The sequence below is a fragment of the Nonomuraea sp. B208 genome (genome assembly GCF_057536035.1).
This window is the reverse complement of record NZ_BAAJOU010000027.1, coordinates 188574-201527: the sequence shown is the minus strand read 5'-3', so window position 1 is coordinate 201527 and position 12954 is coordinate 188574. Positions and strand designations below refer to the sequence as shown.

General features: G+C 73.6%; 12 protein-coding genes. 6 read left to right on the top strand and 6 right to left on the bottom strand.

Annotated features, from left to right (window positions below):
- Positions 1-5: 5 nt before the first annotated feature.
- From AC27IY_RS32525 to AC27IY_RS32510, 4 genes are read right to left on the bottom strand one after another with little or no spacing between them, the layout of a single operon-like run.
- Positions 6-230 (bottom strand): ferredoxin, encoded by a 225-nt coding sequence (locus AC27IY_RS32525; protein ID WP_423450162.1) that lies wholly within the window; start codon positions 228-230, stop codon positions 6-8.
- Complete coding sequence (locus AC27IY_RS32520; protein WP_423450160.1) at positions 227-1123, bottom strand: SMP-30/gluconolactonase/LRE family protein; 897 nt, start codon at positions 1121-1123, stop codon at positions 227-229. Before AC27IY_RS32520 ends, AC27IY_RS32525 begins: the two co-directional genes overlap by 4 nt.
- A gap of 15 nt (positions 1124-1138) precedes the next feature.
- Positions 1139-2275, bottom strand: coding sequence for an acyl-CoA dehydrogenase family protein (locus AC27IY_RS32515; RefSeq protein WP_487180252.1), 1137 nt, complete (start codon positions 2273-2275; stop codon positions 1139-1141).
- 24 nt (positions 2276-2299) lie between these two features.
- Positions 2300-3484, bottom strand: coding sequence for an acyl-CoA dehydrogenase family protein (locus AC27IY_RS32510; RefSeq protein WP_423450157.1), 1185 nt, complete (start codon positions 3482-3484; stop codon positions 2300-2302).
- Between the two features lie 123 nt (positions 3485-3607).
- Between AC27IY_RS32510 and AC27IY_RS32505 the strand changes: the two genes are divergently transcribed.
- The gene (locus AC27IY_RS32505) at positions 3608-4204 is read left to right on the top strand and encodes a TetR/AcrR family transcriptional regulator (RefSeq protein WP_487180251.1); all 597 of its coding nucleotides are present in this window, start codon (positions 3608-3610) and stop codon (positions 4202-4204) included.
- Between the two features lies 1 nt (position 4205).
- On the opposite strand, the gene AC27IY_RS32500 is transcribed toward AC27IY_RS32505, so the two are convergent.
- A complete protein-coding gene (locus tag AC27IY_RS32500) occupies positions 4206-5351 on the bottom strand; it encodes a CaiB/BaiF CoA transferase family protein (RefSeq protein WP_487180250.1) in 1146 nt (381 codons plus the stop codon).
- A 93-nt stretch (positions 5352-5444) separates the two neighbouring features.
- On the bottom strand, positions 5445-5927 hold the full coding sequence (locus tag AC27IY_RS32495; RefSeq protein ID WP_487180249.1) for a MarR family winged helix-turn-helix transcriptional regulator: 483 nt from the start codon (positions 5925-5927) through the stop codon (positions 5445-5447).
- Positions 5928-6117: 190 nt separating this feature from the next.
- Here AC27IY_RS32495 and AC27IY_RS32490 point away from each other — a divergent pair, with 190 nt between their 5' ends.
- The 5 genes from AC27IY_RS32490 to AC27IY_RS32470 are packed head-to-tail and all read left to right on the top strand — an operon-like array spanning position 6118 to position 12946.
- Positions 6118-8358 carry a CaiB/BaiF CoA-transferase family protein gene (locus tag AC27IY_RS32490; RefSeq protein WP_487180248.1) on the top strand — a complete coding sequence of 747 codons (2241 nt, stop codon included), beginning with the start codon at positions 6118-6120 and terminating at the stop codon, positions 8356-8358.
- A gap of 16 nt (positions 8359-8374) precedes the next feature.
- Entirely contained in the window at positions 8375-9274 is a 900-nt protein-coding gene (locus tag AC27IY_RS32485) for an SDR family NAD(P)-dependent oxidoreductase (RefSeq protein WP_423450148.1), read from the top strand.
- An 18-nt stretch (positions 9275-9292) separates the two neighbouring features.
- Positions 9293-10345 (top strand): enoyl-CoA hydratase/isomerase family protein, encoded by a 1053-nt coding sequence (locus tag AC27IY_RS32480; RefSeq protein WP_487180247.1) that lies wholly within the window; start codon positions 9293-9295, stop codon positions 10343-10345.
- Positions 10342-11541, top strand: a complete 1200-nt coding sequence (locus AC27IY_RS32475) for a CoA transferase (RefSeq protein ID WP_487180246.1) — start codon at positions 10342-10344, stop codon at positions 11539-11541. The genes AC27IY_RS32480 and AC27IY_RS32475 overlap by 4 nt, the downstream gene beginning before the upstream one ends.
- Before the next feature lie 7 nt (positions 11542-11548).
- Complete coding sequence (locus AC27IY_RS32470) at positions 11549-12946, top strand: amidohydrolase family protein (RefSeq protein WP_487180245.1); 1398 nt, start codon at positions 11549-11551, stop codon at positions 12944-12946.
- Positions 12947-12954 lie beyond the last annotated feature (8 nt).

The following is a 12954-nucleotide window of genomic DNA, read 5'->3' as shown; positions in this document are numbered from 1 at the left end:
TTCTCCTAGAGGGTCGGGTCGATCTCGTTGCCGCCGGAGTCGCGGACGGTGATGGCCGACATCGGGCACATCTCGAACGCCTCCAGCACCTCCTCAGAAGGGCTGACCTGCGCGGTGACGGGCGCGGACCGGCCGTCGGCAAGGGTGAAGTGCTCGGGGGCCACGGCCACGCACATCCCGTTGCCGACGCAGCGCCGCCGGTCCACCTCCAAGGCCCACGTGTCGGTCACGGCCGCGCCTCGCCGGCGCCGACCGGGACGTCCGCGCGCCAGATGGAGCCCTGGCCCTCGCGGCGCGACTTGTCGGCGTCGAACACCTCGAAGCCGCAGCACAGGTAGAGCGAGCTGCGGTCGGGACCGCCGAGCACGCACGCCACCGAGTTGCCCGCCTCCTCGGCGGGTACGGTGACCTTGGCGACGACCTCGCCGCCGTCGAGGATGCGGATCGCTCCCGCGCCGGTGGGCTGGGCCACCCAGGCCGCGCCCTCGGCGTCCAGGCACATGCCGTCGGGCAGCTCAGCCACTTCGGCGAACAGCCGCCTGCCGGTGACGCCGCCGTCCGCGTCCAGGTCCACGGCGGCGATGCGGTTGGCGAACGCCTCCGCGGTGACGAGCGTGCGGCCGTCGGCCGACAGCGCGATGCCGTTGGCCCCCATCATCGGCCCGGCCTCGACGAAGTCCCGCGCCGTGCCGTCCGGCTCGACGATCATGATGTACGACTCCTTCGGCGCCTCGCCCTGCCACAGCTCGAAGCCGAGCTGGGTGACGTAGGCCCGGCCGTTCGCGTCCACCACCATGTCGTTGATCGGGCCGGTGGCCAGGCCGCGCAGGTCCGCGTACAGGCCGACGTCGGCGCCGTCATAGACGAGGACGACGCGTTCGTGCATGGAGTTGACCAGCATCCGGCCGTCGGGCAGGAAGCCGGTGCCGATGAGGACGACGTCCTGGCCGTCCAGCGGCTCGCGCTGTGACAGGTCGAGGAAGACCTCGGCTGTACCGTTCTCGGCGACCTTGACGACGCGGCGGTTGTACATGTCGGAGAAGTAGAAGGCGCCGTCGTGCCAGCGGGGGCACTCGGTCCAGCTGTAGCCGGTCGTCAGGCGCTCGGCGGGGAAGATCTCCATGGGCGTGCTCTCCTGTCAGGGTTGGGGGGTGGCCGTCCCGGCCATGAGCGTGCCGAGGCGGTGCAGGTGCCGCGCCGGGCCGCCGAGCGCGAGCTCGTTCCAGCGGCCCAGCAGGAAGTAGCGGTGCAAGGGGTAGTCGAGGTCGGCGCCGATGCCGCCGTGCAGGTGCTGGGTGGCGTCCAGGACGCGGGGCGCGGCCTCGGCGGCCCACCAGGCGGCGATCGCCACCTCCTCGTCGGCGGGCACGTCCTGGTCCAGGAGCCAGATCGCCTGCCATGCGGTGAGCCGGATGGCCTCGGTGTCGATGTAGGCGTCCGCGATGCGCTGGGTGACGGCCTGGAAGGTGCCGATGGGCCGGCCGAACTGCTCGCGGGAGGTGGTGTGCCCGGCCGTCAGGCGCAGGGCCTCGGTGCAGACGCCGACCTGCTGGACGCACAGGCCCGCGGTGGCGCGCGGCAACAACCAGTCGAGCAGTTCGCCGCCGTCGCCGGGAGGACGCAGCACATCGTCCGCGGTCACGCACGCGCCGTCCAGCTCCAGCTCATGGACCGGCCGGCGGGTGAGAGTGTCCTGACGGCCGGCCCGCACGCCGTGCGCGCCGGGGTCCACCAGGAAGACGCCGGTGCGGCCGTGCTCGTCGGCCGCCGGGACGAGGACGCGCCGGGCCCGGTCGGCCAGCGGGACCAGGGTCTTGACGCCGTGCAGCCGCCACGATCCGTCCTCGCAGGGAACGGCGGTGGTGGCAGGGGCGTACGGCGTGTTGCCGCCCGGTTCGGCGAGTGCCGCCGACAGCAGGATCTCGCCGGTGACCACCCCGGGCAGCAGCCGGGCGCGCTGCTCGGCGGTGCCGAAGCGGGCGACGGGCAGGGCGCCGAGCAGGATGGCCTCGTACAGGGGGGCGTGTGCCGCGTGCTCCGCGGCGGCCTCGATGGCCACGCACAGCTCGGCGAATCCGGCCCCGCCACCGCCGTGGTCCTCGGGCAGGGCCACGCCGACGAGCCCGGCTTCGGCCAGGTCGGCCCAGAGCTTGTCGTCGAACCCGTCGCCGGAGGCGTCCAGGGCGTTCAGCCGGTCGGGGGTGGCCCGGTCGGCGAGGATCTGCTCGGCCAGTTCGAGGACGGCGAGCTGCTGTTCGTCGAAGGTGAAGTCCACGGGGAACGCTCCAGGGTGTGCGGGTCAGCGCTTGGCGCGGGGCAGGCCGAGGCCGAGCTGGGCGATGAGGTCGCGCTGGATCTCGTTGGCGCCGCCGATGAAGGTCATGACGTGCGAGGAGGCGGCGTTCTTGCCGAGTCCGCCGTCCAGGACCACGCCCGGCGCGCCGCGGCGCAGGTAGGCGTGCTGCCCGGCGACCTGGGACAGCAGGCGGTTGGCGCGGACCATCAGCTCGCTGCCGTACACCTTGGCCGCCGAGGCGTCGGCGGGCCGCAGGTCTCCTCGGTCGACGGCGGCGGCGAGCTTGCGATTGAGCAGCTTGAGGTATTCGACCTCGGCCCGCACCCTGGCCAGGTTGGCGCGCACCCATGGCAGATCCAGGTGCCGGCCGCCGTCCGGGGTGCGCTGGGCGGCGGCCCACTCCACGACGCGGGCGAGGGTGCGTTCCAGGCCGGCGGAGGGGACCAGGGCGACGCGCTCGGTGTTGAGCTGGCCGGTCATCAGGGCCCAGCCGCCGTTCTCCGGGCCGATCCGGTTCGCGACCGGGACGCGGACGTCGTCGAAGCCGACCGCGGCGACCGAGTGGTTGCCCATGGTGCGCAGGCGGGTGGAGGAGATGCCGGGCGCGTGCCTGGGGACCAGCAGCACCGAGATGCCCTTGTGCTTGGGCGCGTCGGGGTCGGTGCGCACGGCGAGCCAGATGTAGTCGGCGGCCTCCATCATGCCGGTCCACAGCTTCTGGCCGTTGATGACGTACTCGTCGCCGTCGCGCACGGCCCGGCAGCGCAGCGAGGCCAGGTCGGTGCCGGATTCAGGCTCGGAGTAGCCGATGGCGAAGTGCACGCGGCCGGCCAGGATGCCGGTCAGCAGGGTGCTCTTCTGCTCCTCGCTGCCGTAGGCGGCGATGGCCGGGCCGACGCTGTTGATGGTCAGGAGCGGGGTGGGTACGTCGGCGTAGGCGACCTCCTCGTTGAAGATCGCCTGCTCGACCATGGATCGTCCCTGGCCGCCCATCTCTTCGGGCCAGCCGATGCCCAGCCAGCCGTCTTCGCCCAGGCGCCGCACGATGGCGCGGTAGGTGTCGGTGGCTTCGGGGACGGAGTAGCCGTCGCGCAGGGCGTGGCGGACCTCCGGGGTCATGATCTCGCCGAAGTAGGCCCGCAGTTCGTCCCTGAGTTGCAGTTGCTCGCGGGTGTAGGACAGACGCACGAGTCGTTCCTTCGCGTCGAGGGTGGGCACGGCTCGGTTGCCCGCACGGTACGAGCGTGCTTCCGGCCGCGTCAATGGGTCAACAAACATTTGTTGCACGAGGTCGCGGTGTAAGGTCCGACCGTGAGCACCACGACCAACTCCGGCGCGGGCAAGCGCTACCTGCCCGCGATCCTGGAGGCCGCGACCCGATGCTTCGCCCGCACCGGCTACCACGGCACCACGATGCGGGACATCGGCGCCGAGACGGGGATGCACGCCGGCAGCCTCTACGTGCACATCCGCACCAAGGAGGACCTGCTCGACGCCATCGTGTGGGAGATCGCGCAGTCCACGGAGCGGCGCATGGAAGCGGTGCTCGCGGCCGAGGCCGCTCCCCTGGAGAAGCTGCGCACGCTCGCCGAGGAGCATCTGCGCTGGGTGGCGCAGAATCCGGACGCGGCCACGGTCTACTTCCACGAGTGGCGCCACCTCAAGGACGAGCGGCTGGAGCGGGTCAAGCAGGCCCGTGCCCGCTGGACGCGCGGGTTGCGGGAGATCCTGCAGGCAGGTGTCGATGAGGGCACGTTCAGGGCGATGGACGTGCGGATGGCGGGCCTGGCCTTCGTCGGCATGCTCAACTCCACGCAGGGCTGGCAGCGCGGCGAGGCCGACCCCGAGACGGCGGAGATCGCGGGCACGTTCCTGGATTTCCTGCTCGACGGCTGGCTGCCGCGCTGACTCATGCCACGATCCCCTGCGCGCGCAGTTCCTCGACGTCGCCGGCGGCGAATCCCGCCTCCAGCAGCACGTCCCTCGTGTGTGCGCCGGGAAGCGGCGGCGGCGTCGGCGTCGTGCCCGGTGTGCGGCCGAAGCGCGGGGCGGGGGCGGGCTGCGGGATGCCGGCCACCTGGGTGAACGCCCCGCGCGCCGCCGCATGGGGATGGGTGACGGCCTCCAGCGGGGTGAGCACGGGCGCGACGCAGGCGTCCACCTCCTCGAAGACCGCGCACCACTCCTTGAGCGTGCGGGTGCGGAAGATCGCGGCCAGCCGCTCCTTGGTGCCCGGCCAGGACGCCCTGTCCAGCTGCGGCGGCAGGTCCGCCGGGTCCGTGCCGAGCGCCCCGAGCAGTGCCCGGTAGAACTTGGGCTCGATGGCGGCCACGGACAGGTGGCGGCCGTCCGAGGTCTCGTAGACGGCGTAGAAGGGGGCGCCGGAGTCGAGGATGTTGGTGCCGCGCCGTTCGCTCCAGTGGCCCGCGGCGGACATCGCGTAGAAGGGCGCCATCATCGCGGCCACCCCGTCGATCATCGCGGCGTCGATCACCTGCCCCTGGCCGGAGCGGTCCGCCTCCAGCAGGCCGCAGACCACGCCGAAGGCGAGCAGCATGCCGCCTCCGCCGTAGTCGGCGATCAGGTTGAGCGGTGGCACGGGCGGGCCGCCCGCCAGGCCGATGGAGTGCAAGGCGCCGGTCAGCGCCAGGTAGTTGAGGTCGTGCCCGGCCCGGTGGGCGTTCGGGCCGTGCTGGCCCCAGCCGGTCATCCTGCCGTAGACCAGTGCGGGACGGCGGGACAGGCACGGCTCGGGGCCGACGCCCAGACGCTCGGCGGCGCCGGGGCGGAACCCCTCGACGAGGGCGTCCGCCCCGTCCACGAGCCGCAGCACGACCTCGGCTCCGCGCGGATGCTTGAGATCCACCTGGATCGACCGGCGCCCGCGGGCGAGAGTGTCGGTGCGCTGGTGGTCCTTCCAGGTGGCCCGCCGGCCCGGCATGCGCTCGACCCGGATCACCTCCGCGCCCATGTCGGCGAGCATCATCCCGGCGAACGGCACCGGCCCCTGTCCGGCCAGCTCGACGACCGTGCGTCCGCTGAGCGGTCCGGCCATGCACCCTCCAAGTTAATGTCGCTTGGAAATAATGTCGTAACGACACATTAACTCATGAGGGGGCCGCCGGGAAGGAGCGGGAGCGGGAAAGCCTCAGGCGGTGAAGGCGTCCTTGAGCGCGCGGGCGAAGCGGTCGAGCAGCGTCCCGAACTGATCCACGTCGGCGGCGGACCAGCCCTCGAGCAACTCGTTGAGCATCGCAACGGAGGCGGCGTCGAACGCGCGCATCGCCTTGCGGCCGTCGGCCGTCATGGAGATGAGAACGGCGCGCAGGTCGCCCGCCTCGGCGGTGCGCTCCACCATGCCGGCGGCCTGCAGCCGGGACAGCACCTTGCTGATGTTGGACGGGCTCGTGCCGGTCTGCTGGGCGAGCGCGGAGGGACGGGCCTCTCCCCCGAGGCGCCCGAGCGCGAACAGCACGGTCGCGGAAGCCGCGTCCAGATCGACGCCGGCTCTGGCCAGCACCTGATCCACCATGCCCACCGCGGTCCAGCGGCCCAGGATGAACCCGAACGAGTTGAGAATCAGCGGAGACCCCACTTCGCCACCCGACGTACCGGGATCGTCGGACTGCATGCTCATACGCTTCGGCTCTTCCCTGTCCGGTCGGCGCGCATTACGCTGTCGTTCCGACATTGTTTCCGGGCGACAGTATATCCGTCGCCCATGCCGTCCAACCTGGCGAGTCTCTTTCCTGAGCATACTCACGCCGTTGATCGCGGCGTCCGGTGTCGTCGCCCTCCTTCATGAGCGAAGAGGAGCCGAAATGGCCGATGAATCCGCAGAACCCCTGCTCGCGGGCTTGCGGGTGGTGGAGACCTCCCGCAGCGTCGCGGGTGCTTACGCGGGCAGGATCCTCGCCGACTGCGGCGCCGAGGTGATCCTGCGCGAGCCTGAGGGAGGGCACCCCCTGCGCGCCCGCGGCCCGTTGTTCGCCTTCCTCAGCGCGGGCAAACGCCCGAGTCCTGTGGACGTGGACGCGGACGTGCTGATCCGCGAATGGGACGACGTCCCGGGCCCCGCTCCTGCGGGGCCGGTCACCGTGGACATCTCCCCCTGGGGCAGCGCCGGCCCGTGGCCCGGACAGGGGCGGCCGTGGACCGATTTCACGTTGCAGGCCGAGTGCGGGTCGTTGCGGCTGCGCGGCGTGCCGGACTCCTACCCGCTCATGGCGGGGGGCCGTCCCGCGGAGTGGGTCGCCGGCGCCCTGGCGGCCACCGCGGCGCTGGCCGGGGTGCGCGGAGGCGGGACGGCACGCGCGGACATCCCGTTGCTGGGGGTGAACGCCTACGTCACGAACCTCTTCGTGGACGCGCTCTCCACCCTCACCGGCGCCTCCAGGGAACCCGTCGTGATGCGCAGGCGGCTGTCACCCTCGGTGGAGCCGACCGCGGACGGCTGGGTGGGCTTCAACCTGGCCTCCGCCCAGCAGCTCCAGGACTTCATGATCCTCATCGAGCGGCCGGACCTGCTGGAGGATCAGGAGCTGTCCACGCACGCGGGCCGCTACGCCCGGGAGAAGGAGTGGACGGCGGCCGTGCACGCCTGGACCACGAGGCACACCACCGCGGAGATCCTGGAGCGGGCGGCGCTGTTCCGCATCCCGGCCTCGCCGGTGCACAGCGGCGCGACCATCCTGCGAGATCCGCACGTCGTGGCGCGCGGCTTCTACGTGGACGACGCCACCGGGACGTTCAAGCATCCCGCGGTGCCGTTCCTGTTCGACGGGCGAAGGCCCAGGACGGCGCCTGCCGAGCCCGGCGGCAGCGAACCGCGGCCTCGTCCCGGTAAGGCCGGGGGGCTGCCTCTGGCCGGGCTGCGCGTGCTCGACCTGGGCACCTGGTGGGCCGGATCGTTCACGGCCACGCTGCTGGCCTCGCTCGGCGCCGACGTCATCAAGATCGAGTCCACTCGCCGCATCGACGGCGCCCGCGTGCTCGGCGGTGACCCGTCGGCCGAACAGTGGTGGGAACGCGGCTACTTCTTCCTCGGCATCAACCACAACAAGCGGGCCATCACCCTCGACCTCACCCAGCCCGAGGGCCTGGACGTGCTCAAGACGATGATCGCCGGAGCCGACGTGCTGCTGGAGAACTTCGCGCCCCGCGTCATGGAGAACCTGGGGCTCGACTGGGACGGCGTGCGCGCGCTCAACCCGTCCATCGTCATGCTGCGCATGCCCGCCTTCGGGCTGACCGGGCCGCTGCGCGACCGCGTCGGCTACGCCCAGACCGTGGAGCAGTACTCCGGCCTGTGCTGGGTCACCGGCTACCCGGACGGCCCGCCGGTCAACCCGAGCGGTCCCGCCGACCCCATGGGCGGCGCGAACGCCGCCGCAGCGTTGCTCGCGGCCCTGCACCGGCGGGCCGCGACCGGGCAGGGCATGCTCGTGGAGGCGCCGCTCGCCGAGGCGGCCCTCACGATGGCCGCCGAGCAGGTCATTGAGGCCACCGCCACGGGCGTCGTCCCCGGCCGCGCGGGCAACCACGCGCCCGGCTTCGCCCCGCAGGGCGTCTACCGCTGCGAGGGCGCCGAGAGCTGGCTGGCGATCTCGGTCGCCACCGACGCCCAGTGGGCGGCCCTGCGCGCGATCACGGGCCTGCCGCGCTGGCACGAGGACGCCTCGCTCGCCACCTACGACGGGCGCAAGGCGCAGGAAGACCTCCTCGACCGGGAACTGCAGGACTGGGCGAGCACGCGGCGCGCCGGGCAGGCGGCCGAGGAGCTGCTCCGGGCCGGCGTCCCGGCCGCGGTGGCGGCCGACCCCCGCTTCATCCACGACCATCCGCAGCTGGGCTGGATGTTCGAGGAGGTCGGTCACCCCGTGGCGGGCAAGATCCGCCTGCCCGTCGTGCCGTTCGCCTACGACGGCGTGGCGTCCTGGTCGGTCCTGCCCCCGCCCACGCTCGGCCGCGACAACCGCGAGGTTCTGAGCGAGGTCGCGGGGCTGTCCCCGGCCGAGATCGACGATCTGATCGCCCGCGGCATCTGCGGCACCCACCCCTGACCAGAAGGAGAGCCTCATGAACACACTGGACTTCACCGGCCGCGTCGCGATCGTCACCGGAGCGGGTCGCGGCATCGGCCGCGCCCACGCCCTGCTGCTGGCCGAGCGGGGCGCGTCGGTCGTGGTGAACGACCTCGGCGGCGACACCGACGGCTCCTCCCCCTCGGCCGGGCCGGCCGAACAGACCGTGGCGGACATCGAGAAGGCGGGCGGCAGCGCGGTCGTCAGCACGGCCTCCGTGGCCACCGAGGACGGCGCCGCCTCGATCGTCGCCACCGCGATCGAGGCGTTCGGGCGCGTCGACGCCGTGATCAACAACGCCGGCAACTTCCGGATCGCGCCGTTCGACGAGCTGCCGCTGGGCACCTACCAGGCGTTCCTCGACACGCACTTCTTCGGCAGCCTCATGCTGGCCAGGGCCGCCTGGCCGCACCTGGCCGCGAGCGGCCGGGGGCGGATCGTCAACACCGTCTCCGCGGCGCTGCTCGGCGTCCCCGACATGGTGCACTACGGCTCGGCCAAGGGCGCGGTGTACGGGCTCACGCGCAACCTGGCCGTCGCGGGAGCCGCGCACGGCATCAAGGTCAACGCCGTCGCCCCCGGCGCCGCCACCCGTATGGTCGAGCTCACCGGCGACAGCCTGCCGCCCGGCACGATCGAGTACATGCGCGAGCACATGCCGCCGGAGCTGGTGGCTCCGGTGGCGGCGTACCTCGCCCACGAGAGCTGCGGCATCACCGGCGAGGTGCTGACGGCGGCCGGCGGGCTGGTCAACCGCATGGTCATGCTGAACACGACGGGCATCCACGACCCGGCGCTGACCCCCGAGACGGTCGCCGACCGCCTGGACGAGATCCTCGACACCAGCGGCGCCCAGGTCGCGGCGCTGACCGTCCCGGATCCGGCGGGTTCGTGACGCGCCGCTGACCGCATCATGCTCACCGTCGCCGGTCTGCTCCGCCTTCTGGACGCACCCCAGCCGCTCACCGCCGAGGGTCTGCCCGTCGATCCGCTGCTGGTCGTCGACCTGGCCACCGCCGACGACCGCGTGCGGGCCGAGACGTTGGACGCCGGGCTCGGCATGCTCCCCCAGGTGACGGTCGGAGTCCTGCCGTCCGACCCGTCCCCTCAAGCGCTGCTCCTGGCCCAGGCGTGCACCTTCACGCTGCGGCAAGCTGCGGGGCAGTGGTCCGCACCCGGCGCCCGCGGCCGGCGCGCCTGCGTCGTGGTGGACGACGTCGACGCGGAGCTCGCGGCGGTGGAGCGGTCGATCCAGCACGCGCCCGTTGCGGCGGTGAGCCTGCACCGGCTCCTGCGCCTCCAAGCTCGGAGCACGGTGCCGGACGGGCTGGTCGCCGAGTCGGCCGTGTACTCCACCCTGCTCGCGGGCCCGGAGTTCGCGCGCTGGCTCGCCGGACGCCCGCCCCGCCGCCCCGCCGGCACCGGCGAGCCCCTCGACGTGACGGCCGAGGCGGGCGTCCTGCGGATCACCCTGTCGCGCCCGGCACGGCGCAACGCCTACAGCGCGGCCATGCGTGAGGCGCTGACCGATGCTCTGTCAGTGGCGGCTGCCGACCCGTCCTTGCGGGTGGAGCTGCGCGGACGTGGTCCGGACTTCTGCGCGGGCGGCGATCTCGACGAGTTCGGCACCGCACTCGATCCTGCCCGTGCCCACGTCCTGCGTACCGCGCGGTCCGCGGGGCTCGCCCTGCACCGCCTCAGCGCTCGCACCACGGCATATCTGCAGGGGAACTGCATCGGCGCGGGTATCGAGCTGCCGGCGTTCGCGGACCGGGTCCTGGCCCGTGACGACACCCTGATCCGCCTGCCGGAACTGGCCATGGGACTCGTCCCCGGAGCCGGCGGCACCGTCAGCGTCACCCGGCGGATCGGCCGCTGGCGTACGGCCTGGCTCGCCCTCACCGGGGCTCCCCTCACCGTCAGGACGGCGCTGTCGTGGGGGCTGGTGGACGAGGTCGTGCCATGACTTCCCCGCCAGGCGAGGCGGCCTGGATGTCGTCCGGGCTGGCCTCGCTGACCGGCCGGCCGGATGGGCCCGCGCTGGTGCCCCGGCACCGGACCGCCCTGGCCGCCCGCGCTTGGGGCGAGCTCCTGAGCTCGCTGACCGGCGGGCGCGTCGACCTCGACGGCGCCGCCCTGCTGACCGAGCGCGCCGCCATGACCGGCCGCGGTCGCGCGGGCGCGACATCGGCAGGCGGCTCGTGCCGGCTGCTCGCGGCAGCCGACGGCTGGGTGGCCCTGTCGTGCGCCCGGCCCGGCGACGACGACCTCGCCGGAGCACTCGTCGGGCGGACGCCGAGCGGTTCCCCATGGCCCGATCTGGCCCGCTGGTGCCGTGGCCGCACCGCCGGGGAGATCGCCGGGCGGGCCCGGCTGCTGGGGCTCGCCGCCGCCGCCGTGGGCGAGTGGCGCCGTCCGGCACCGGCCCCGCGCCCGATCGGCCTGCCGATCGTCGCGCGCGGCACGCTGGTCGTGGACTTCAGCGCGCTGTGGGCCGGGCCGCTCTGCGCCCATCTCCTGGGCCTGGCCGGCGCCGGCGTCGTCAAGGTGGAGACGCCGCAGCGGCCCGACGGCGCCCGCTTCGGCCATGGGGGGTTCTACGACCTGCTCCACGCCGGCCACCGCTCCGTCGTGCTGGATCCGGACGATCCGGTCGACCGGCGCGCGTTGCACGCGCTGGCCGCCCGTGCCGACGTGGTCATCGAGGCGTCCCGGCCGCGCGCGCTGGCCCGCTGGGGGCTGGACGCGCGCCGGGCAGCGGCGGCCGGCACGGTCTGGCTGTCCATCACCGCCTACGGCCGCGCGCACGACCGCGTGGGTTTCGGCGACGACGTGGCCGCCGCCGCCGGGCTGGTGGCCTGGGAGGCGGACAGCGGCGCGCCGGTCTTCTGCGGTGACGCCATCGCCGATCCGCTGACGGGTCTGTACGCGGCCTGCCGCGTCCTGGAACGCCTGGGCCGGGGCGAGGGCGCGCTGCTGGACGTGGCGATGGCCGCCGTCGCCGCCGCGACCGTCACCTCCCCCTGGCGCACCCCGGCCCGCCCCGTCGACGCCGCGCCGCCGCCCGCCGCACGCTCTGTCGCCGCAGGCCCGGCGGGAGCCGCCGCCCCGGAGTCCGGCCTCGACACCGAGGCCGTCCTGGCCGAGCTGGGCATCCGGTGAGCACGGGATGCTGATCCGCGACGCCGAGATCTCCGGCCGGCGGACCGACGTGCGGGTGGCGGCGGGGCGCGTCCAGGAACTCGGCGACCTGACCCGGCAGCCGGGTGAGGAGGTGGTCGACGGCTCCGGGGGCGTCCTGCTTCCCGGGCTGACCGACCATCATGTGCACCTGTTCGCCTGGGCGGCCGCCCTGCGCTCGGCCGCCTGCGGGCCACCCGCCGTACGCGACGCGCACGCGTTGCGTCGTGCGCTGGCGGCGGCGTCACCGGACGCCGCGGGATGGGTACGGGGCGTGGGTTACACCGAGTCCGTCGCGGGCGAGCTCGACGCCGCCGCGCTGGATCGCCTGCACGCCGAACGACCCGTGCGGCTGCAGCATCGGGGCGGCTCGCTGTGGATGCTGAACACCGCCGCGATCCGCCTGCTACGCCTGGAGAGAAGCGACGACCCGGGGATCGAACGCGCGGCCGACGGGCGGCCGACCGGCCGCGTCTGGCGGGCCGACCACCTGCTGCGTCCCCCTTCGGCATCGTCCGCGGTGCCGTACCCCGACCTGACCGCCGTGGCCGGCATGCTGGCCCGCTGGGGCGTCACGGCGGTCACCGACGCCAGCCCCGACCTCGGCGAAGCCGCGGTCTCCGCCCTCACCGCGCAGATGGAGCACCGGACGCTGCCCCAGCGCGTGCGCCTGCTGGGCGCTCCTCGCGGGGCCGTCCTGCGAAGCCCTCGGCTCACCCCGGGGCCGTGGAAGATCGTCGTACGTGACGACGCCCTGCCGGGCCTCGCGGAACTCGTGGCCACGATCGGGTCCGCGCACGCGCGGGCGCGGCCGGTCGCGCTCCACTGCCTCACGGTGGACGCTCTGGCTCTGTCGCTGGCGGCCTTCGACGAGACCGGCTCGATCCCCGGCGACCGCATCGAACACGCCGGGGTGGTGCCGGACTGGTGTCTGGGCCCGCTGCGGAGGCATGGCCTGCGGGTCGTCACCCAGCCCGCGTTCCTGGCCGATCGCGGCGAGGACATGGTGGCCGGCACCCCCGCCGGCGAGGAGGACTTCCTCTACCGGTACGCCGGCCTGCGCGATGCCGGGGTGAGGGTGTTCCCCTCCAGCGATGCCCCTTACGGCCCGGCCGACCCCTGGCGCGTGATGGCGGCGGCCCGTGATCGGACGACGGAGTCGGGCCGGGTGATCGCACGGGCCGAGCGCGTCGGCGTGGCCGTCACCTTGAACGGCTATCTGACCCCTGGCGAGCTGCCGCTCTCCGGCCCGGCCGTCCTGCGTCCGGGGATCGCGGCCGACCTGGTCCTGTTGCGTGGCGGGCTCCGCGAGGTGCTGGCCGAGCCGGACGCCGAGCGGGTCCGGCTGACCATGATCGACGGACGCGTGGTCCATCAGGCACCCTGACGGCGAGC

Coding starts and splice junctions, on each gene's coding strand:
- AC27IY_RS32490 (WP_487180248.1), top strand. CDS start 6,118: ATGGCCGATGAATCCGCAGAACCCCTGCTCGCGGGCTTGCGGGTGGTG.
- AC27IY_RS32475 (WP_487180246.1), top strand. CDS start 10,342: ATGACTTCCCCGCCAGGCGAGGCGGCCTGGATGTCGTCCGGGCTGGCC.
- AC27IY_RS32500 (WP_487180250.1), bottom strand. CDS start 5,351: ATGGCCGGACCGCTCAGCGGACGCACGGTCGTCGAGCTGGCCGGACAG.
- AC27IY_RS32485 (WP_423450148.1), top strand. CDS start 8,375: ATGAACACACTGGACTTCACCGGCCGCGTCGCGATCGTCACCGGAGCG.
- AC27IY_RS32470 (WP_487180245.1), top strand. CDS start 11,549: ATGCTGATCCGCGACGCCGAGATCTCCGGCCGGCGGACCGACGTGCGG.
- AC27IY_RS32495 (WP_487180249.1), bottom strand. CDS start 5,927: ATGCAGTCCGACGATCCCGGTACGTCGGGTGGCGAAGTGGGGTCTCCG.
- AC27IY_RS32480 (WP_487180247.1), top strand. CDS start 9,293: ATGCTCACCGTCGCCGGTCTGCTCCGCCTTCTGGACGCACCCCAGCCG.
- AC27IY_RS32520 (WP_423450160.1), bottom strand. CDS start 1,123: ATGGAGATCTTCCCCGCCGAGCGCCTGACGACCGGCTACAGCTGGACC.